Source organism: Streptomyces sp. NPDC033174 (genome assembly GCF_055577795.1).
On record NZ_JBVIPQ010000005.1, the window covers coordinates 247,567 to 266,936 of the forward strand.

Below are 19,370 nucleotides of genomic sequence, written 5' to 3' on the forward strand. Positions count from 1 at the left end.
ACTCCTTGACGCTGGGGTGGTGGCCGAGTTGACTTTCAGCCACCTCGGCCGCAACGTCGCGGCCTCGTCAGGGAGGCAACCCACATGAACTCAATGACGCGCCGCGTCGTCGTAGGCACGGCCGCCGTTTCCATGGCCCTCTCCATCGCCGCCTGCGGCAAGGCGGGCGACAGCGACTCGGGCGGCAGCGGCGGCGACAACAAGACCATCGGTCTGCTGCTGCCGGAGAACAAGACCACGCGTTACGAGACCTTCGACCGCCCCATCATGGAGGCGAAGATCAAGGCTCTGTGTTCCGACTGCGAGGTCAAGTACAACAACGCCGCACAGGACACCGAGACGCAGAAGAAGCAGTTCGACGCGCTCGTCACCCAGGGCGTCAAGGTCATCATTCTCGACTCGGTCGACTACAAGGCCACGAAGTCCTGGGTCCAGCAGGCGGAGAAGAAGGGCGTCAAGGTCGTCGCGTACGACCGGCTGGCCGAGGGACCCATCTCCGCCTACGTCAGTTACGACAACGAGAAGATCGGCCGCCTGCAGGGCGAGGGCCTGGTCAAGGCGCTCGGCGACAAGTCCAAGGACGCCAACGTCGTCATGATCAACGGCTCGCCGACCGACCCGAACGCCCCGCTGTTCAAGAAGGGCGCCCACAGCGTCCTCGACAAGCAGGTCAAGAAGGTCGTCTACGAGCAGGACATCCCGGACTGGTCCCCGGACGAGGCCAACAAGAAGATGGGCGCCGCCATCGACTCCCTGGGCAAGGACGGCTTCCAGGGCGTCTACTCCGCCAACGACGGCATGGCCGGCGGCATCATCACCGCCCTCAACAAGCAGGGCATCAAGGTCCCGGTCGGCGGCCAGGACGCCGAACTGGCGGGTCTGCAGCGGATCCTGAAGGGCGACCAGGCCTTCACGATCTACAAGCAGATCAAGCCGGAGGCCGAGACCACCGCCGAGATCGCCGTGAAGCTGCTCAAGGGCGAGAAGATCGACGACCTGACCCCGGTCAAGGTCGACAGCCTCACCGGTGAGTTCAAGGGCACGCCCGCCAAGCTGTACGACGCGCAGATCGTGACCAAGGACAACATCGCCGACACGATCATCAAGGACGGCGTCTACAAGGCCGCGGACATCTGCACCGCCGAGTACAAGGCCGCCTGCGACGCGGCCGGCATCAAGTAGCCGGTCCTCCGCCGCCGACACCGGGCAACACCCCCGTCGGCAAGGCCCCGGGGCGGGACCGCATACCCGCCCCGACGCCTTCTCGAACCGGTCCGGCACCCCGCCCCGACCAACGCCCCGCAGCGGGGGCGGGGCGCCGGACTCCCCTCGACCCCTGTGCTCCAACGCACCACCATCCCCGCCGGTCAGGCGGCAAGGAGATGATTCACGTGTCCGCTACGCCCGTGCTGGCGTTGCGCGGAGTCTCCAAGCGGTTCGGCGCCGTCCAGGCGCTCACGGACGTAGAGCTGGAGATCCACGCCGGTGAGGTGGTCGCCCTTGTCGGCGACAACGGCGCCGGCAAGTCGACCCTCGTCAAGACCATCTCGGGTGTCCACCCGATCGACGAGGGCACCATCGAATGGGACGGCAGGCCGGTCCAGATCAACCGGCCGCACGACTCCCAGAACCTCGGCGTCGCCACCGTCTACCAGGACCTCGCGCTCTGCGACAACCTTGACGTCGTCGCCAACCTCTTCCTCGGCAACGAGCTGCGCAGCGCCTCCGTCCTGAACGAGATCCAGATGGAGAAGCGCGCCAAGGAGCTGCTGGACACGCTGTCCATCCGCATCCCGAGCGTCCGCATCCCGGTGGCCTCGCTCTCCGGCGGTCAGCGGCAGGTCGTCGCCATCGCCCGCGCGCTGATCGGCGACCCCAAGGTCGTCATCCTGGACGAGCCGACCGCCGCACTCGGCGTCGAGCAGACCGCCCAGGTCCTCGACCTGGTCGAGCGACTGCGCGAGCGCGGCCACGGCGTCATCCTCATCAGCCACAACATGGCGGATGTGCGAGCCGTCGCCGACCGGGTCGCCGTACTGCGCCTCGGCCGCAACAACGGTGTCTTCGACGTGAAGGACACCTCGCACGAAACGATCATCGCCGCGATCACCGGCGCCACGGACAACGCCGTGACCCGTCGGCAGGCGCGTACGGCCACGAAGGAGGACGCGAAGTGAGCGACCTCGCCAAGACCCCCAAGAGCCCCAAGAAGTCCGGGTCCTCCGAGCCCACGGCCCCCGGGTCGCCGGCGCCGGAGACCGTGGACGAGTCGGCGGCGCCCATCCCGGCCGTCGACCCCCGCCTGCTGGTCCGCGAGGAGGGACTGAAGGGCTACTGGACCGAGTTCACCCGCAAGGTCCGCGGCGGTGAACTCGGCTCGCTGCCCGTCGTCCTGGGCCTGATCGTCATCGCGATCGTCTTCCAGACGCAGAACAGCAACTTCCTCTCCGCCAGCTCCATCGCCAACATCGCGGTCTACACCTCGGGCCTCGGCATCATGGCCGTGGGCATCGTCTTCGTCCTGCTGCTGGGCGAGATCGACCTGTCGGTCGGCTCGGTCGCGGGCGTCGGCGCCGCCGTCTGGGCGGTGCTCAGCGTCACCAATGGCCTGAACGACGGGCTCTCCGTCGTCATCGCCGTCGTCTGCGGCCTGGTCATCGGCGTGCTCCAGGGCTTCTTCTTCGCGAAGATCGGCGTGCCGGCCTTCGTGGTCACCCTGGCGGGCTTCCTCGGCTGGAGCGGTCTGCAGATCTGGATGATGGGCAAGGAAGGCTCGATCAACGCGCCGACCGGCAGCATCGTCGAGAACCTGACCGGCTACTACTTCGAGGACAAGGCCGCGGCATACGGCCTGGCCGCCGCCGCCGTCCTCGCGTACGCCGCCTCCCTGCTGCTGGACAGCAAGCGCCGCAAGGCCGCGGCCCTGCCCGCCCGCCCGACCAGCGAGATCGTGCTGCGCACGGTGGTCGTCGCGGTGCTGTGCTTCGTCGTGGCGTTCGTCCTGAACGAGCCCGAGGGTGCCCGCGGCCTGCCGCTCGCCCTGGTGCTCTTCCTCGCGGTCCTGGTCGTCGCGGACTTCGCCGCCCGCCGCACCACCTTCGGCCGCCAGGTCTTCGCGGTCGGCGGCAACGCCGAGGCGGCCCGCCGTGCCGGTATCAACGTCGACCGGGTCCGCATGACCGTCTTCGGCCTGTCCGGCATGCTCGCGGCCTTCGGCGGTCTCTTCGTGGCCAGCCTCTCCGGCGGCGCCACCAAGAGCCTCGGCGGCGGCAACACCCTGATGCTCGTCATCGCGGCGGCCGTCATCGGCGGCACCAGCCTCTTCGGCGGCCGCGGCAAGGTGTGGTCGGCGCTCCTCGGAATGATCGTCATCCAGGCGATCCAGCAGGGCCTCAACATGCTCGGCATGGCGAGCGAGATCCAGTACATGATCACCGGAGCGGTCCTGCTGGCCGCCGTGGTGATCGACTCGGTCTCCCGCCGTACGCAGAAGACCGCAGGTCGCGCGTAGTACCCGCACCCAGTGCCCGGCGCCGAGAACCGGCGCCGGGCACTGTCGCGTCTCGGCCATTGGCATGACTCCGACCCGGCGCCCGATGAACGCGGACGGGAGCGGAACATTAGACTCGACAAAATCGGCAAGCTCGACCAGCTCAAAGGCAAGGAGGCACGGGTGGCTCTGCTGACCCGTATCAGGGGACCGCGCGATCTGGACCGGCTCTCCCCGGAGCAGCTGGACCAGCTGGCCGCAGAGATCCGGACCTTCCTCGTGGACGCCGTCTCCAAGACCGGCGGACACCTGGGCCCCAACCTCGGCGTGGTCGAACTGACCATCGCCCTGCACAGGGTCTTCGACTCCCCGAAGGACAAGGTCCTCTGGGACACCGGGCACCAGTCGTACGTCCACAAGCTGCTCACCGGCCGCCAGGACTTCTCCCGGCTGAAGATGAAGGGCGGCCTCTCCGGCTACCCCGCCCGTGCCGAGTCCGAGCACGACGTCATCGAGAACTCCCACGCCTCGACGGTCCTCGGCTGGGCCGACGGCCTCGCCAAGGCCAACGAGGTCCTCGGCAAGGACGACCGGGTCGTCGCGGTGATCGGCGACGGCGCGCTCACGGGCGGTATGGCCTGGGAGGCGCTGAACAACATCGCGGACGCCAAGGACCGCCCGCTCGTGATCGTGGTGAACGACAACGAGCGCTCCTACGCCCCGACCATCGGCGGCCTGGCCAACCACCTCGCCACGCTCCGTACGACCGACGGTTACGAGCGCTTCCTCGCCCGCGGCAAGGACATCCTCGAGCGCACCCCGGTCGTCGGCAAGCCGCTCTACGAGACCCTGCACGGCGCCAAGAAGGGCCTGAAGGACTTCATCGCCCCGCAGGGCATGTTCGAGGACCTCGGCCTCAAATACGTCGGGCCCATCGACGGCCATGACATCGAGGCCCTGGAGTCCGCCCTGACGCGCGCCAAGCGCTTCGGTGGCCCGGTGATCGTGCACTGCCTCACCGAGAAGGGGCGCGGCTACCAGCCCGCCCTCCAGGACGAGGCGGACCGCTTCCACGCCGTCGGGAAGATCCACCCCGACACCGGTCTGCCCATCGCCTCCTCCGGCGCCGACTGGACCTCCGTGTTCGGCGAGGAGATGGTCGAGCTCGGCAAGGAGCGCGAGGACATCGTCGCGATCACCGCGGCCATGCTCCAGCCGGTCGGCCTCGACAGGTTCGCCAAGGCCTTCCCGGACCGTGTGTACGACGTCGGCATCGCCGAGCAGCACGCAGCGGTATCCGCGGCCGGCCTCGCCACCGGCGGAGTGCACCCCGTCTTCGCCGTGTACGCCACCTTCCTCAACCGGGCCTTCGACCAGGTCCTGATGGACGTGGCCCTGCACAAGTGCGGTGTCACCTTCGTCCTGGACCGTGCCGGCGTCACCGGCACCGACGGTGCCTCGCACAACGGCATGTGGGACATGTCGATCCTCCAGGTCGTGCCCGGTCTGCGGCTCGCCGCGCCGCGCGACGCCGACCAGGTCCGCGCGCAGCTGCGCGAGGCCGTCGAGGTCGACGACGCGCCGACCGTCGTCCGCTTCTCCAAGGGCGCGGTCGGCCCGGCCGTCCCCGCCCTCGGCCGTATCGGCGGGATGGACCTGCTGCGCGAGCCCGGCACGGACCGCCCGGACGTGCTGCTGGTCTCCGTGGGCGCCCTCGCCCCGATGTGCCTGGAGATCGCCGACCTGCTCGACAAGCAGGGAATTTCCACGACCGTCGTCGACCCCCGCTGGGTCAAGCCGGTCGACGAGGCGCTGGCACCGCTCGCGGACCGCCACCGGGTCGTCGTCTCCGTCGAGGACAACATCCGCGTCGGCGGCGTCGGCACCGCGATCTCCCAGGCGCTGCGCGACGCGGGCGTCGACGTCCCGCTGCGTGACTTCGGCATCCCGCCGCGCTTCCTCGACCACGCCTCCCGCAAGGAGGTCATGGCCGAGATCGGACTGACCGCACCGGACATCGCCCGCCAGGTCACCGGCCTGGTCTCCCGGCTCGACGGCCGGATGGAGAGCAGGCTCGACGAGGAACGCTCCGGCATCGCCCAGCCCGCGCGCGACTGACGTCCGTTCGGGACCCGGCTCTCCTCCGGACACCGCGCGAGCGGTGCGTCAACGCCGTGCCCCGCGCATTGGGCCGGTCGGACCACCCCCTGGGGTTCCGACCGGCCCTTTCGTGTGAAACGGACTCCGTGCGCAGGCGCGGCCCCCCACCCCTCTCGATCATTAGCCCCTAGGCAGACGGTCACGGAGGTACGCCGGTGAGTATGGATCAGCAGTCACGCCAGAGCTCCGGGATGTTCCGGACCAAAACGGTCGAGCAATCGATCCAGGACACCGAAGAGCCGGAGCACATGCTCCGCAGATCCCTCTCCGCCTGGGATCTGACGGTCTTCGGCGTCGGCGTCATCATCGGCACCGGCATCTTCGTGCTCACCGGCAAGGTGGCCAAGGAGACCGCGGGACCGGCCACGGCCCTCGCCTTCGTCGCCGCAGGCGTCGTCTGCGCGCTGGCCGCCCTCTGCTACGCGGAGTTCGCCTCGACCGTGCCGGTGGCCGGCTCGGCGTACACCTTCTCGTACGCCTCGCTCGGGGAACTGCCGGCCTGGATCATCGGCTGGGACCTGGTCCTGGAGTTCGCGCTCGGCACCGCCGTCGTCGCCGTCGGCTGGTCGGGGTACGTGCGCTCGCTGATGGACAACGTGGACTGGTCCATGCCGGACGCGCTGTCCGGCCCGGACGTGGCCGAGGGGTTCGGTTTCGACCTCCTGGCCTTCCTCCTGGTCCTGCTGCTGACCGTGATCCTGGTCATCGGCATGAAGCTGTCCGCGCGGGTCACCGCGGTCGTCGTGGCGATCAAGGTCACGGTCGTCCTGATCGTCATCATCGCCGGCCTGTTCTTCGTCAAGGCCGCCAACTACGACCCGTTCATCCCGCCGGCCCAGAAGCAGGAGGGCGGCTCCGGCCTCGACGCCCCGCTGATCCAGCTGATCTTCGGCTACGAGCCCACCAACTTCGGCGTCCTCGGCATCTTCACCGCCGCCTCCGTCGTCTTCTTCGCCTTCATCGGCTTCGACGTGGTGGCCACCGCCGCCGAGGAGACCAAGCTTCCGCAGCGTGACATGCCACGGGGCATCCTCGGCTCCCTGCTCATCTGCACCGTGCTGTACGTCGCCGTCTCGCTCGTCGTCACCGGCATGCAGCACTACACCGAGATGTCGGTCAGCGCGCCGCTCGCCGACGCCTTCAAGGCCGCCGGCCATCCGTTCTACGCCGGCATCATCAGCTTCGGCGCGGCCGTCGGTCTGACCACGGTGTGCATGATCCTGCTGCTCGGCCAGACCCGGGTGTTCTTCGCGATGAGCCGCGACGGGCTGCTGCCCCGGTTCTTCTCCGTGACCCACCCCCGGTTCCGCACGCCGTACCGCCCGACCATCCTCCTCGGCGTGATCATCGCGATCATCGCGGGCTTCACCAGCATCGAGGAGCTGGCCACCCTGGTGAACATCGGCACGCTCTTCGCCTTCGTCGTCGTGGCCCTCGGCGTGATCATCCTGCGCCGCACCCGCCCCGACCTCCACCGCTCCTTCCGTACCCCGCTGGTCCCGCTGGTGCCGATCCTGTCGGTGGCCGCCTCCGTGTGGCTGATGCTCAACCTGCCCGCCGAGACCTGGCTGCGGTTCGGCATCTGGATGGCGATCGGCTTCGTCGTGTACTTCGCGTACGGACGCTCCCACAGCCGACTGGGGCGTGGCGCCACCAACGAGTGACCCGCGAGGACTGTGGAACGGCGGCGGGGCGGCGGAGGTACGGCCGCCCCGCCGCCGTGTGTCCGGGTCCCGTCGCGATCATCGAAGGGTCCTCCCGACCGAGGGGGAGAAGGCGCCGAATGTTATTGTCGCCAGGATTCAAGGGTGTCAGGGAAGGTGGTCAACAGACCATGGCCGTGTGGTCCGCGCGCAAATCACAGGGTCGGAAGTCCGAACCGCAACCGTCCCCGTCCCGCTCCGCGCGGCCGGAGGCCGGCGTACCGATGGAGACCCCGCTGCCGGCGACCGCCAACTGGCTGCTGCGCGGCAAGGACGGCAGGCTCACCGCGTACGCGCCCGCCGAAGGGGCGATCATCCGCTGGACGGAGACCACCCCCGGCGGCCCCGAGTGGACCCGTGAGCTGCTCCCGGCACCCGGACTGGTGCCGTACCTCTCCCTCGTGCAGAGCCCCGAGGGCTACGTTTACCTGACCGGCCTGCGCCGCCGCCCCGGGGCCGACGGCCAGCTCGACGTGAGCGTCGTCTACGGAGTCCAGTACCAGTCGGGCCGCCCCATGCGGGACTGGCACCCGCTCGGCACCCCCTACGTCCTGCCCAAGCACCGGCACTTCGCCGCCCAGATCGGTGTGCCGGCGACGGCCCTGGACCGGGGCGGCTCCCTGCACGTCCTCATCCGCAACGCGGGTGGCGGAGTGTGCGGCCGCAGCCAGGGCACCAACGGCCGCTGGCAGCCCAAGTGGGCCGACCTCAAGGGCAAGGACATCACCACCACCGTCGCCGCGGTCACCAACGAGACCGGCCTGGTGGACATTTACGGTCCCGGCGACGACACCGTCCTGCGCTGGAGCCAGGAGGCACTCGGGACGGACTTCCCGCGCGTCGACGACTTCCCGGCCGCGATCGCCGACGGCACCTTCGCCGCCACCCGCACGGGCAGCGACACCGTCACCCGGTTCTGGCGCGACGCGAAGTCCGGAGCCGTCCAGGCCTGGCGCCCCGGCGGCAGCACGCAGTCCCTCGGCGGCGAGAGGGGCACCGGTCCGGTCGCCGTGCTGCGCACCCCGGTCGACGGCACCGACTGCACGCTGCTGGCCCAGCGCGACGCTTCCGGCCGCCCCGCTCTGACCGCGTACCCGACCGAGCACGAGGAGGCGGGCGCGGACTGGTCCACGACCGGCGACCCGTGCACCGGCGTTCCGGCCCTCGCCGTCGACGCGCGCGGCCGCGTGGTCCTCGCGGCCATCGGCACGGACGGCACGCTGCGGGTCACACGCCAGAAGGAGGAGTCCGGGCTGGCCCTGGACACCTGGACCCGCGTCTGACGCACCGCACCACGCGAACGCCCCGGAACTCGACCAGAGTTCCGGGGCGTTCGCAGAAGCCGTGCCGGGTGCGATCAGCCGCCCGTCGCGGGCGACTTCTTCGCGGAGGCCGGGATCCGCTCGTCGTTGCGGATCGCCTTCCACAGCTCCGTGGCCTGCGGCTCGGCGGCCACCACGCGGTTGGGGTCCTTCTTGTCGTACGCCACCGGCAGCATGATCGTCTCCATGTTGGCCGGGTCGACCCCGTTCATGCTGCGCGCGAACTCGCTCAGCGAGGAGAGGGACGCGAGGGCGGAGTCGGTGGTCAGCGCCTTGGTCGCGGAGCTCGCGATCTTGTACGACTTGGTGGGGCTGCTGAGCAGGTCCTGCTTCTTGACCTCGCTCAACAGGGCCATCAGGAACTTCTGCTGGAGACCGATACGGCCGAGATCGCTGCCGTCACCGACGCCGTGCCGGGTGCGGACGTACGCCAGGGACTGCGTGCCGTCGAGCTTCTGCGGGCCGGCGGCCAGGTCGAGGCCGCTGGCGCCGTCCTTGATCGGCTCGTCCACGTCCACGGTGACGCCTCCTATGGCGTCGACCAGGTCCTTGAAGCCGGCGAAGTCGATCTCGAGGTAGTGGTCGATCCGTACGCCGGAGATCTTCTCGACGGTCTTGACCACACAGGCCTGACCGAACTGCGCGTAGACGGAGTTGAACATCACGCGCTGCTTGGAGGGGGCGCTCTCGCCGTTCGACTTCGTGCACTCGGGCCGGGTGACCAGGGTGTCGCGGGGGATGCTCACCGCCGTGGCCCGGGTCCGGCCCTCGGGTATGTGCACCACCAGCGCGGTGTCGGAGCGGGCACCGCTGACATTGCCTCCGGTCAGCTTGCCGTTCTCGCCGGCGCGCGAGTCGGAGCCGAGCACCAGGAGGTTCTGTCCGGCCGTGGGCAGCTTCTGGGGACGGTCGTCGCCGAGCGCCTTGTCGAGGTCAACACCCTTGATGTTGCTGTCCAGGCTGCTGTACATCCACCACGCGGTGCCGCCCGCGGCGAGCACCAGCACCAGCAGGGTCAGCAGGATGATCCGCAGCGGACGGCGCTTCCTGCCGCGTCTGCGTCCCGCGGCGCGGGAGCGCGTGCCCCCTCCGTCGCCCTGCGTTCCGGTCGGTCTCAACGCGGTGTTCTGGTCGGTCATTACTCGTCGAGCCTCTTCCGTCGGGACGCCGTGGATTCGCGTGCGAGAGGAACGGGCGGCGCGTGATACCGGCCCACCTGTCAGCTTCAGGACGCTGTGAATAATATGCAGATCTCGTACTGCCGCAGTCCGTGGGGGTGGCCGCTTCCCTGTGAACGCGCGGTGAAGCGTGTGACAAACTTCGGCGTACCGAAGGACCGAAAGGCGGAGTGTGGTCGTGATCCGTGGCAGGCGCAAAGGCCGGGGCGCGGACTTCGGCACGACCCCGTCGGGGGCCGCCACCGGGCACCGTCCGGGGATGCCCCAGCCCCCAGCGGGACGCTGGCTGTTCAGCGGTCACGACGGCCGTCTGACGGCGTACGCGGCCACCCGCGAGGGCCTGGTCCGCTGGACCGAGACCGCCCGGGGAACCTTCGCGGGACCCGAACCGATCGAGGCGCCGGACGGCTGGAGCGGTCATCTCGCCATGGCGCAGAGCCGTGAACGCTATGTGCACTTCGCGGGGGTCCGGTGGCCTTCGGACGGCGGCGCACCGCAGGTGGTCGTCAGCACCCAGTTCCAGACCGGCCGCGCGCTCATCGACTGGCACAACCTGGGCACTCCGGCCGTGCCCGGCGTGGAGGCGGCGGATCCCGTCGTCGCGGGTCCGCTCGTCGTGGTCAACCAGGTGTCCGGTTCCGTGCATGTCCTGGTGTCGCTGCGGGCCGGCGGCATCGTGCGGCGCAGCCGCAACGGCGAGGGACGCTGGGGCCGTTGGAAGAGCGTGACGAACGGTCCGTACGCCGGCGAGTTCGCGGCAGCGATGCCCGAGGGCGGGCCCCTCGAGGTGCTCGCCGTGGGGCGCGCCGGAGTGGACCGGTGGGTGGGCGCCGGCGGCGGCCGCTTCGAGCTGAGGGATCGTTTCGGCACACCGGTGGCCGACGGCACTCAGGTCGCCTGCCAGACCGGCCCGAGGCGCGCCACGTACTTCTGGCGCTACCCCGGGGACGACTCCCTCGTCGCCTGGCGCGCGCAGGGCCGGACGACCCCCGGCGGGCTGATGTCCCTGGGCGGCGCGGGCGGCGGCGGCAGGCCCGGTGTGGCCCGCGCCACCGTCGGCGGGTACGACTGCACGGTGCTCGCCCAGAAGGCCGCCGGCGGTGGCGTCGAGGTCGCCGCGTACGTCACGGAGAACGAGGGGTACGGCGCCTGGTGGGCGACCCTCGGTAACAGCCGCTCGGGCGCGGAGGCCCCGCAGGTCGCCGTGGACGTGGCGGGGCGCATCGTGGTCGCCGCGCTCGACAAGGACGGCGCCCTGCTCGTGGCCCGCCAGGACGTCACGCAGGACGGCCTCGCCTTCGGCCCGTGGAGTCGCCACGAGGCCCACGACGACTCACTGGGCGCCCGGCAGCGGTAGCCGCTCGGAGATCTCGATGGCGAGGTCCCCCTCCTCGGTGTAGAACGGCGTCGCCGCCAGTTCGTGCTGGGCGCTCGTCGCGGACGGGGCGAACACCATGGGCGCCCGGGCCACCGAGTCGACCTCGGGGGAGCGCTTGCGCCCGAGCCGCACCTCCTGGGTGACGCCCTCGAAGCTCACCGCCAGGAACACGTCCCACACTCCGGGACCGAGCGGCCAGCCGTTGGACATCTGCCTCAGGTTGATCCGGGTGGAGAACCGCCCCATCGCACGGGGCTTGCCCTTGGAGTTGACCAGCTTCTCGTCCCGGCGGGCCGTCACGGAGAAGCGCTCCTCGGCGCCGGTCAGCCGGTGGCGGAGCACCACCTTCGTGGCTCGCTCGCGCGTGGTGAGCTGCTCGAAGAAGGCGTGCCCGTCCAGCAGCAGCAGCGGGCCGTTCCACTTCAGGCTCGTCAGCTGCTGATTCACCGTCATCTTGTCGGTGATGTCGAAGAGTTCGTCCGGCAGCCCCACGTTCGGGTCGCGGAAGAACGGCAGCGTCGTGTAGACCCGGCCGTCCTCGACGGTCTTGCGCGGCGCGGCGCTGCCCTTCTCGGCCTCGTACGCGGCCATCTGCTGGGCCTCGGCGTAACGGCCCGCCGAGATCAGCGCCAGCCGTACGGCCAGCGGCCTCGGCAGCAGCGCGAGCGCGCCGGGCGTCATGTGCGTGCGCAGGACTTCGGAAGCGGCCCACAGGGTCCGCTCCCGCTCGGCGTGGTTGTCCGAGGCGAGCAGCAACGCGCCGGTGGCCTTGCCCAGTTCGGTCTCGAGGTGACGGGACAGCAGCAGATCCTGCCGGGGCCCTGCCGGGACCAGCGAGGTCACCAGCGCCATCATCCGGGCCGCCAGCGCGACCCGCTGCGTCAGCTGGACGGCGCCCGCCGACGACGGGCCCTTGATGACGCACGTCTCGTCCGCCACGACGGAGATGTTGTCGGCGTGGACGTAGGCGGCCGCGGTGAACGCCTGGTCCTCGCCGATCGGCATGTCGGAGGGGAACTCCAGGGCGCGGCGCTGCAGCATGCTGGTCCGGAACAGCTTGTCCGGCGTCAGCGACCAGTACACGCGCGAGCCGTAGAGGTCGGCCGACGCCTGCGTCCTGCGGAACATCGACGTGGCGACCGCGTGGCGGCCGGAGCTCTCCAGCTTGCCGAGCACCACGTCGGCCTCGTGCGTGTCTGCGGCGGCGACCATCAGCTCCAGGGCCTTCGGCGTGAGCCGGTCGGCGCCCGACAGGAAGATGACATACCGGCCGGACACCTGGCTCAGGCCCCAGTTGCGGGCCTCCGACGTGCTCAGACCGCGCGGCAGCTGTCCCGCGCGCAGCCAGCCGGGGTACTGCCGCACGGCGGTGGCCAGCACGGAACCGCTCTCGTCGGTGGAGCCGTCGTCGACGGCGATGACGTCGAAACGGTCCGTGCCCAGCGACTGCTGCAGCAGCGAGCCGAGGCACGCCTCCAGGCTGCGGCCGTGGTCGCTGACATGGACGACGACGGTGACGTCCCGGATCTCGCTGGGGTGCACGGGTGCTGAATTCATCATGGGCCGACGCCTATCCGTTCCGCGTGTTCGTCTCGCCCGGCCGGGGCCACGGCATCTCCCCGGTCAGGGTGGACCACTGCCAGTGCTGGAAGTCGGTGGTCCGCAGCTGCTCCGGGAACGCGCCCGGCGTCGCGTCCATCCCGCCGACGTGCACGTTCACCGGGGCGGTGATCTTCCGGCCGTCCGGTGTGCCGACCGTGTACTCGAACCGGTCGTAGCCCGCGAAGCCCTGGTGGGGGAGGTAGGTGAGCCAGCCGTCGTGCGAGACCTGCGCGGTGCCGAACCGCGGCTGGGTCAGGGAGATCGGCGTACTGCCCTCCGGCACCGCCGTGAGCATGTTCACCGAGCCCTGGGCGCCCGGGGCGGTGACGATGCGCAGCCCCGGCGCGAAGGACGAACGGATCATCAGCGCGTGGTCGCGGAGCGACCCGGTGCGGATCAGCTTGCGCCCGGCGCGCTCCGGCACGGCGACGGTGATCTGCGGCCGCAGCCGGGGCTCCTTCTTCGGCTGCTTGACGCGCAGGGACAGCAGGCCGGTGCCGGTCTGTCCCGGTTCGGCGCGGACCCGGAACCAGCGCTGCCGGGGGAAGTACTCGAGCTGCTGGATGGAGATGATCTCGGCCGTGTCGGCGAGGTACTTCTCCTGGAGGTAGGCGTAACCGAAGGGCGCCCCCTCCACCGCCACGGACAGTCCCAGCTGCACGACGTCACCGGGGACGACTCCCTGGAAGGGATCGGCGGAGCTGTACAGGGCCGCGTGGACCACACCGGGAGAGGTTTCTTCGGTACCGACGGCCCTGCCGCGGCACAGCAGGTAGTTCATGAGCCGGCCTTCTGGTCACGGACGGGGGAGACGCGCGAGCGCGTCCGGTGCAGGAACGTGGCGTCGTCCAGCCAGCCCATCTCGTCGTACGAGAAGCTGCGCCGGTCCAGGTCCTTCACCCAGTGCGCGGGGATCACCTGCTGGGTCGCCAGGGCGCGCGCCACGAACCGGGCGCACTCGATGGCCCCCTCGGCGCGCAGATGCACGTTGTCCGCGTCCTGCACGACCGGCATCAGGGGCTCACCGGGCCGCAGGTAGGTGAACACGTGCTTGGTGTCCTCGGGGCCGAGCTCCTCCCACCACTGCAGGCTCTGCCCGTACATGTCGATGAGCGGGACGTGCTCCTCGGCCGCGAGCTGCCGCATGGCCAGCGGGTAGTCGCCGAGGAACCGGCTGACATTGCCGTGCCGGTCGATGCGGCGCCGCTCGAAGGGCATCATCAGGACCGGGTGCCCCTGGGCCTCACGGGCACCCGTGACGTACGCCCGCAGGTGCTCCATGAAGTCCTCGAACGGCTCCGTGTGGATACCGGGGTCGGGCTTCCAGTCGATCTGGCCGAAGGCCATGATCAGGTAGTCGCCCGGGGCCATGTTGTCGAGGATCCACTGGAGCCGTCCGCGCTCGCGGAAGCTCTTCGTACTGGCCCGCCCACGGGAGCAGTTGACCACTTCCACGTCATCGGTGAGGAACAGGCCTAGAGCCTGCCCCCAGCCCATCATCGGAAGATGGCTCGCCGGCCGGGTCACCGTGCCCGAGCCGCCGGACAGGAAGATCCTGGCCCGGTGGCCCGAGTGCTCTGCGCTTGCGTACGTCATGTTTCTCTCTCGGCACCATGCCCCGGGACGGACCCTAGAGCTCCTGGTTTTCCTGTCGGCTGAGCACGGATGCGATCGCCTGCTCGAAGCCCGACAGCGGCGCGTTGCCCGCCGTCGGGTCCTGCTGACGCACGTCGATGACATGTCCCGTCATCCGGGAGAGCAGCACGTCGAGCGAGCTGCGGGCCACCGACTCCGAGGACAGCAGGGAGCCCTCGGGCTCCTGCCCGAACGCCTGGGTGCGCATCGGGGTCGCCGTGCGCTCGGGGTTCACGCAGTTGACGCGGATGCCGTCCTCGGCCCACTCCTCGGCGAGCGCCTGCGTCAGGTTCACCACGGCGGCCTTGGTGGAGGAGTACAGGCTGTACTCGGCGCGGCCGCGCGTGTAGCTGCTGGAGGTGAAGAGCAGCAGCTGGCCGCCGCTCTCGGCGAGGTACTTGTAGGAGGCGCGGGCGATGTTCACCGGCGCGACGTAGTTGACCTCGGTCGCCTCCCGGATGACGTCGGCGCTGGTCTCGGCCAGTCGACCGGTGCGCAGTACGCCCGCGGTGTTCACGACGTAGTCGACCCGGCCGGTCTCGGTGTACGCCCGGCTGAGCGCCTCCTCGACGTCCGACGGGTTCTCGACGTGGGTTCCGGTCGTGGAGCGGCCCAGCGCGTACACCGTGGCGCCGTGGCTCTCCGCCAGCCGGGCGATGTCCGCGCCGATGCCGTACGAGCCGCCGAAGACCAGCATGGTGCGGCCCTCGAGACGCTCGCGGTAGGACTCCTCGCCGGCCTGCTGCGGCGCGGTGGAGGAGGCGAGCTGGAAGAGCTTGTCGGCGATGAAGACGTCGACCGGCTGGGTGACCTTCATGTTGTACTCGTCGCCCATGACCACGTTGACCGGCACGTCGGGCAGGTACTTGATGACGACGGAGCAGTCGTCGGTGGCCTCGAAGGAGGGGTCGGCCAGGGCCAGCTCGTACGCCCGGCGGATCGTGGAGAGCCGGAAACCCTGCGGGGTCTGGCCGCGCCGCAGCCGCGAACGGTCGGGCACCTCGGTGATGAACTCGCCGTCGTCCCCGTGCGTCCGGGTCACGATGATGGTGTCCGAGGACGGGATGGCCACGTCCACGGCCTGGTAGCGCTCCAGCGCCTCCACGCACTCCTTGACCACCCGCTGCGACAGCAGCGGCCGCACGGCGTCGTGGAAGAGGAGGTTGCAGTCCTCACCAGCCGGCAGGTCCTCGGACACGGCCCGGATGGCGATGCTGGTCGTCTCGCTGCGGGTCGCACCACCGGGCAGCACCTTCGTGACCTTGCTCAGACCGGCCTTCGCGACGATCTTCTCGGCCTCCGCCGTGTAGTCGGCGGCCATGAGGACGATGATCTCGTCCACGTCCGGGGCGTTCTCGAAGATGCACAGGGTGTGCTCGAGTATCGACTTGCCTGCGATCTTCAGCAGCTGCTTCGGAATCGCGAGCCCGACGCGCTGTCCGGTGCCACCGGCGAGGACGACGGCACACGTACGGCGTCGGGTTGCACGGCTGGTCAAGATTTCCGGCCTCCTGGATGAGGGTGAAGCTGGACGAGGGGGTGACGACGGGAATTACGGAAAGCGAAAACAGTTACGCGATGACGTGCGGCGCTTCCGGGTACTCGACCGGGAAGTCCTGCAGACCCCGTCGGTACAGGTCGTTCGCCGCGGCGTTGAAGCGGACGACCGACGGCGGATAGTCCGGACCGAGCAGGTATTCCTTCAGCTGCTCGCGGTACTGCGCCATGACGTCCCGGTCCGGGTTGAGCATCGCGTCGAGGGCTTCGCTCAGTCCGTTGCACTCGGAATCCAGCAGGTACGACGCGTAGGCGGTGCGCTGCTCGTTCCTGAACTCGTTGTCCGGCAGACCCTCGAGGTTGAAGATCGCGTACGGCTTCCGGGTCGCGACGAAGTCCGACACCACGCTGGACATGTCGCCGATGAGCAGGTCGGAGTGGTTGAAGCAGTCGTTCAGCGAGGGGATCCGGTCCAGCACCACATGGTGGGCCTCGTCCGGGATCGCGCTCCAGTAGAGCGCGCCGGCCTGGTTGCGGCTGCGGCGGATGCGGGCCGTGCGCTCGCCCTCGGTGAGGTCCGGGTACGGCGAGCGGACGCCGCGCTCGGAGAGGTCGGCGATGCGCTTGTCGATCCGGGCCAGTTTGCGGGCGGCGCTCTTGGAGTCGGTGACCTTGCGGCCGAACCGTCGGGCGTTGTCCTCCTGCAGGAGGGTGATGATGCGCCGGTGCGCGGCCGCCGCCGCGGGGGAGCGCGTGCCGGTCAGCGGGTGCGGCTTGTAGATGATCCGCAGCTGCCGCTCGTGCGAGAGCAGGATCTCCATGAGCTTCTCACCGGCGGGGATGACCGAGGTGTAGCAGGCGTCGTCGGTCCAGCCCTCCCACGTCGGTGCGTAGATCACCGTGGGGATGGGGTTGGCCACCGCGCCGGTCCACCGGTGCAGGGACATCAGCTGCGGGCGGCCGACCTCGACGATCTGGTTGTGACTGACGGCGTGCTTGATGCGCTCGTACCGGTCGCGGCCGGCCCGGCCGGCCACCCATATCTCGTCGAACACCTTGCTGACGCGGTTGCTGGAGGCCAGCTTGTCGCTGTCGCCGTGGCCGATGAAGACGTGCTTCACCTCGGCGCGTTGCAGCATGTGGACGTTCTTGCCCGCATTGCCCGGATAGAGCGAGACGCGCAGTTCGGGCATCTCCACGCGGGCCAGGTACTCGGCCTTGGGGACGCAGATCACCGGGACGGACGTGGCGTCCAGGTAGCGCAGGGTCGCCCGCTCGCGCAGCACGATGATGGGACGCAGATCGAGCGACTCCAGCGACTCCAGCCACATGTTGACCTGGTACATGAAGTCCCGGGACACCGCGGCGAAGGTGAAGTACAGCGCGACCTGCGGGCGGTACTGGGCGAGCTGCTCGTTCAGTTCGTCGATCGCCTCGTCGGCGGTGGGAAGAATCAGGGCGTTCCGGGCGCCGGGCAGCAGGACGAGCAGCGCCAGATAGGCGACCGAAACCGCAATGATTCCGCCGAAAGTGACATAACGCCAGTTGTCGGTCGCCATCGTGCCGAGCGCGCCGGCCACCAGCGGGATGTCCAGGTGCAACGTCTTTCGGACGTGCTTGTTCATCAGGAACGGGTGCGGCATGCGCCGGATGCCCAGGGACTCCAGGTCCAGGGCGCGTGTGGTGTACGGAAGTTCCTGGCGCTTGGTGCGCACATGCTTCAGTACGGCGCCGTAGGCGAGCTGGAGGACGAAGAGGAGGAGCAGTCCCACCGAGGTGATCTGGACGACGAAGGAGTCGATGTCCGCGATGGATCCGCAGAGGGCGAGCAGCAGGAACTGGCGGATGAGGAAGCGGATCGTCAGGCCGAAGCGCGAGTCCCGCAGCCGGTCCAGGGTCGAGGAGGCGGTGCTGTGCAGCATCAGGTCGGCCCCGTAGCTGACCGCGGCGGCGACGGCGAACACGGTGAGGGAGGCCATGACCACGGCCGCCACCATGCCGACGAAGCTGCCGACCAGGGCGCTCGATATGAGTATCCCCAGCAAGGCCTGACGATGTTGCTTGCCCATGGCCTGTGAGGCCCTCCTTCGGCGGAAGCTGCGCCACGGTGGGGGGCGTGACAGCGGGACTGTGTGGAACTTGTGAAGTGCCCGCCGCAGTATATGCAACGAGTACGCCCCCGGTGAACTGTGAAAGGTTATACCGGTAAACGTCCCGCCACTGGTTGCGGAACAGTTATCAAACGATGTCGGCGGCGTCATATGTGACGCGAGTAACATGGTTGCACTACGTCACCGTAGCATTACGGTACGTATGGGTCCGTCATGGCTTGAATCCATAGAGTGCGATATTCCGGCGGCCCGTGGATTTCACCGAGAAGCCAATGCACAGCAGGGGATCAGGGGCCAGACGGACCGCGATCCCCTCCGGCTCCCGGTACCGCAGGGACGGGTCGACGGAAACATGACCGCGGCCCGCCGCGTTTCCCGTCCGAAGATCGATGGCGGATACGAAGGTATTTCCCCCGGACGATCGCGGATTTCTTCCGCCGGGCTTGCTGTAGGGATTTCCGGTGAGCTGGTAGATGTAATCACCGTGAAGTGCGCACCCCTGGAACGTCTCGCCTTCCAGAATTGCCGAGTTCTCCACCGTGTGCAGGGGTTCGTAATTCCCCTCCAGGAAATCCTTCATCCGGTGGACCGAATACCGGTGCTCCTCGCCGGCCCAGTAGCTGACCAGGACCCGTCCGGTCGGCACGTCCAGGGCCGGGCTGACCTTCGTACTGCCCTCGGGGGCCGGAGTGTGGTGCTCCACCGCCGAGGACGAGCTGTCCAGGACGGCGCCGTCGCGAAAGCGCACCCGGCTAACGGAGCGCCCGAAGCCCGTCCGCGGATTCGCCTCGGACTCCACCCACAGCCGCGCCTTCGAACCGTCCGGCTCCACCCCCATGGAGAGACCGTGCCCGAAGCCCCGGAGATACATTTGCCCGAGCTCCTCCCCGGAGGGGGAGAATTTGGTGATGCACATGTCCCCCGCACGGCGCCGTTCATCGGAGTCGAGAACCTCGGACTCGTCGAGCAACTCCCGTCCTCCCTGGACGAGTTGCAGAACGTAGACATGGCGGTTGACATCATCGAAGGCGAGGGACTGCGGCCCGGTGACGTCATGGAGCGGGGTCGGCGCCCACAGCTGCTCCGCGGTGGAGATGTCGAACACTCCGGCCTTCGCAGGGAGATGCCCGGGGCCCTTCCCGTCGTCACCCCCGCCGTCCGGCGTGGACGGCCCCTCCGGCCCCTCCGGCCACAGCGCCACGCCCACCGCACCGCCCACGGCCAGCGAGGCCGCCGCGGCGCCCCCGGTGAGGAACAGGGTTCTGCGGCTGAAGCGGTGTCCTGGGTTCGCCAT

At 69.3% G+C, this 19,370-nt stretch carries 14 protein-coding genes; 7 read left to right on the plus strand and 7 right to left on the minus strand.

Annotated elements, in window-relative coordinates:
• Positions 1–84: 84 nt before the first annotated feature.
• The 6 genes from ACZ5VC_RS17945 to ACZ5VC_RS17970 all read left to right on the plus strand — a co-directional run bounded on the left by ACZ5VC_RS17945 (position 85) and on the right by ACZ5VC_RS17970 (position 8,636).
• Positions 85–1,182: a substrate-binding domain-containing protein gene (locus tag ACZ5VC_RS17945; RefSeq protein WP_469120990.1), complete on the plus strand. Its 1,098-nt coding sequence runs from the start codon at positions 85–87 to the stop codon at positions 1,180–1,182.
• A gap of 200 nt (positions 1,183–1,382) precedes the next feature.
• Positions 1,383–2,177: an ATP-binding cassette domain-containing protein gene (locus tag ACZ5VC_RS17950; protein ID WP_469120991.1), complete on the plus strand. Its 795-nt coding sequence runs from the start codon at positions 1,383–1,385 to the stop codon at positions 2,175–2,177.
• On the plus strand, positions 2,174–3,511 hold the full coding sequence (locus tag ACZ5VC_RS17955) for a sugar ABC transporter permease (protein WP_469120992.1): 1,338 nt from the start codon (positions 2,174–2,176) through the stop codon (positions 3,509–3,511). Before ACZ5VC_RS17950 ends, ACZ5VC_RS17955 begins: the two co-directional genes overlap by 4 nt.
• A gap of 162 nt (positions 3,512–3,673) precedes the next feature.
• Positions 3,674–5,608, plus strand: coding sequence for a 1-deoxy-D-xylulose-5-phosphate synthase (gene dxs / locus ACZ5VC_RS17960; RefSeq protein ID WP_469120993.1), 1,935 nt, complete (start codon positions 3,674–3,676; stop codon positions 5,606–5,608).
• Positions 5,609–5,841: 233 nt separating this feature from the next.
• The gene (locus ACZ5VC_RS17965; protein ID WP_469121317.1) at positions 5,842–7,314 is read left to right on the plus strand and encodes an amino acid permease; all 1,473 of its coding nucleotides are present in this window, start codon (positions 5,842–5,844) and stop codon (positions 7,312–7,314) included.
• A 263-nt stretch (positions 7,315–7,577) separates the two neighbouring features.
• A complete protein-coding gene (locus ACZ5VC_RS17970) occupies positions 7,578–8,636 on the plus strand; it encodes a PLL family lectin (RefSeq protein ID WP_469120994.1) in 1,059 nt (352 codons plus the stop codon).
• Between the two features lie 74 nt (positions 8,637–8,710).
• Here the strand turns inward: ACZ5VC_RS17970 and ACZ5VC_RS17975 are convergent, their stop codons facing one another.
• Positions 8,711–9,814: an LCP family protein gene (locus ACZ5VC_RS17975; RefSeq protein ID WP_469120995.1), complete on the minus strand. Its 1,104-nt coding sequence runs from the start codon at positions 9,812–9,814 to the stop codon at positions 8,711–8,713.
• Positions 9,815–10,112: 298 nt separating this feature from the next.
• Between ACZ5VC_RS17975 and ACZ5VC_RS17980 the strand changes: the two genes are divergently transcribed.
• A complete protein-coding gene (locus ACZ5VC_RS17980; RefSeq protein WP_469120996.1) occupies positions 10,113–11,210 on the plus strand; it encodes a hypothetical protein in 1,098 nt (365 codons plus the stop codon).
• Here ACZ5VC_RS17980 and ACZ5VC_RS17985 read toward each other — a convergent pair.
• The 6 genes from ACZ5VC_RS17985 to ACZ5VC_RS18010 form a co-directional block, all read right to left on the minus strand.
• The gene (locus tag ACZ5VC_RS17985) at positions 11,187–12,791 is read right to left on the minus strand and encodes a glycosyltransferase (protein ID WP_469120997.1); all 1,605 of its coding nucleotides are present in this window, start codon (positions 12,789–12,791) and stop codon (positions 11,187–11,189) included. The two genes, ACZ5VC_RS17980 and ACZ5VC_RS17985, sit on opposite strands and share 24 nt — an antisense overlap.
• Positions 12,792–12,801: 10 nt before the next feature.
• Positions 12,802–13,614 carry an Ig-like domain-containing protein gene (locus ACZ5VC_RS17990; RefSeq protein WP_469120998.1) on the minus strand — a complete coding sequence of 271 codons (813 nt, stop codon included), beginning with the start codon at positions 13,612–13,614 and terminating at the stop codon, positions 12,802–12,804.
• Entirely contained in the window at positions 13,611–14,429 is an 819-nt protein-coding gene (locus ACZ5VC_RS17995) for a rhamnogalacturonan acetylesterase (RefSeq protein ID WP_469120999.1), read from the minus strand. Before ACZ5VC_RS17995 ends, ACZ5VC_RS17990 begins: the two co-directional genes overlap by 4 nt.
• Positions 14,430–14,463: 34 nt before the next feature.
• Entirely contained in the window at positions 14,464–15,966 is a 1,503-nt protein-coding gene (locus ACZ5VC_RS18000; RefSeq protein WP_469121000.1) for an SDR family NAD(P)-dependent oxidoreductase, read from the minus strand.
• Between the two features lie 73 nt (positions 15,967–16,039).
• Positions 16,040–18,034, minus strand: coding sequence for a hypothetical protein (locus tag ACZ5VC_RS18005; RefSeq protein ID WP_469121001.1), 1,995 nt, complete (start codon positions 18,032–18,034; stop codon positions 16,040–16,042).
• Positions 18,035–18,287: 253 nt separating this feature from the next.
• Positions 18,288–19,370 carry a phage baseplate protein gene (locus tag ACZ5VC_RS18010; protein WP_469121002.1) on the minus strand — a complete coding sequence of 361 codons (1,083 nt, stop codon included), beginning with the start codon at positions 19,368–19,370 and terminating at the stop codon, positions 18,288–18,290.

Bases quoted from the DNA above. Each gene is read 5' to 3' on its own strand.
- ACZ5VC_RS17965 (WP_469121317.1), top strand. From the start codon at position 5,842: ATGTTCCGGACCAAAACGGTCGAGCAATCGATCCAGGACACCGAAGAG.
- ACZ5VC_RS17985 (WP_469120997.1), bottom strand. From the start codon at position 12,791: ATGATGAATTCAGCACCCGTGCACCCCAGCGAGATCCGGGACGTCACC.
- ACZ5VC_RS17975 (WP_469120995.1), bottom strand. From the start codon at position 9,814: ATGACCGACCAGAACACCGCGTTGAGACCGACCGGAACGCAGGGCGAC.
- ACZ5VC_RS17990 (WP_469120998.1), bottom strand. From the start codon at position 13,614: ATGAACTACCTGCTGTGCCGCGGCAGGGCCGTCGGTACCGAAGAAACC.
- ACZ5VC_RS17945 (WP_469120990.1), top strand. From the start codon at position 85: ATGAACTCAATGACGCGCCGCGTCGTCGTAGGCACGGCCGCCGTTTCC.
- ACZ5VC_RS17970 (WP_469120994.1), top strand. From the start codon at position 7,578: ATGGAGACCCCGCTGCCGGCGACCGCCAACTGGCTGCTGCGCGGCAAG.
- ACZ5VC_RS18010 (WP_469121002.1), bottom strand. From the start codon at position 19,370: ATGGCGAACCCAGGACACCGCTTCAGCCGCAGAACCCTGTTCCTCACC.
- ACZ5VC_RS17980 (WP_469120996.1), top strand. From the start codon at position 10,113: ATGCCCCAGCCCCCAGCGGGACGCTGGCTGTTCAGCGGTCACGACGGC.
- ACZ5VC_RS18005 (WP_469121001.1), bottom strand. From the start codon at position 18,034: ATGGGCAAGCAACATCGTCAGGCCTTGCTGGGGATACTCATATCGAGC.
- ACZ5VC_RS17995 (WP_469120999.1), bottom strand. From the start codon at position 14,429: ATGACGTACGCAAGCGCAGAGCACTCGGGCCACCGGGCCAGGATCTTC.
- ACZ5VC_RS17950 (WP_469120991.1), top strand. From the start codon at position 1,383: ATGATTCACGTGTCCGCTACGCCCGTGCTGGCGTTGCGCGGAGTCTCC.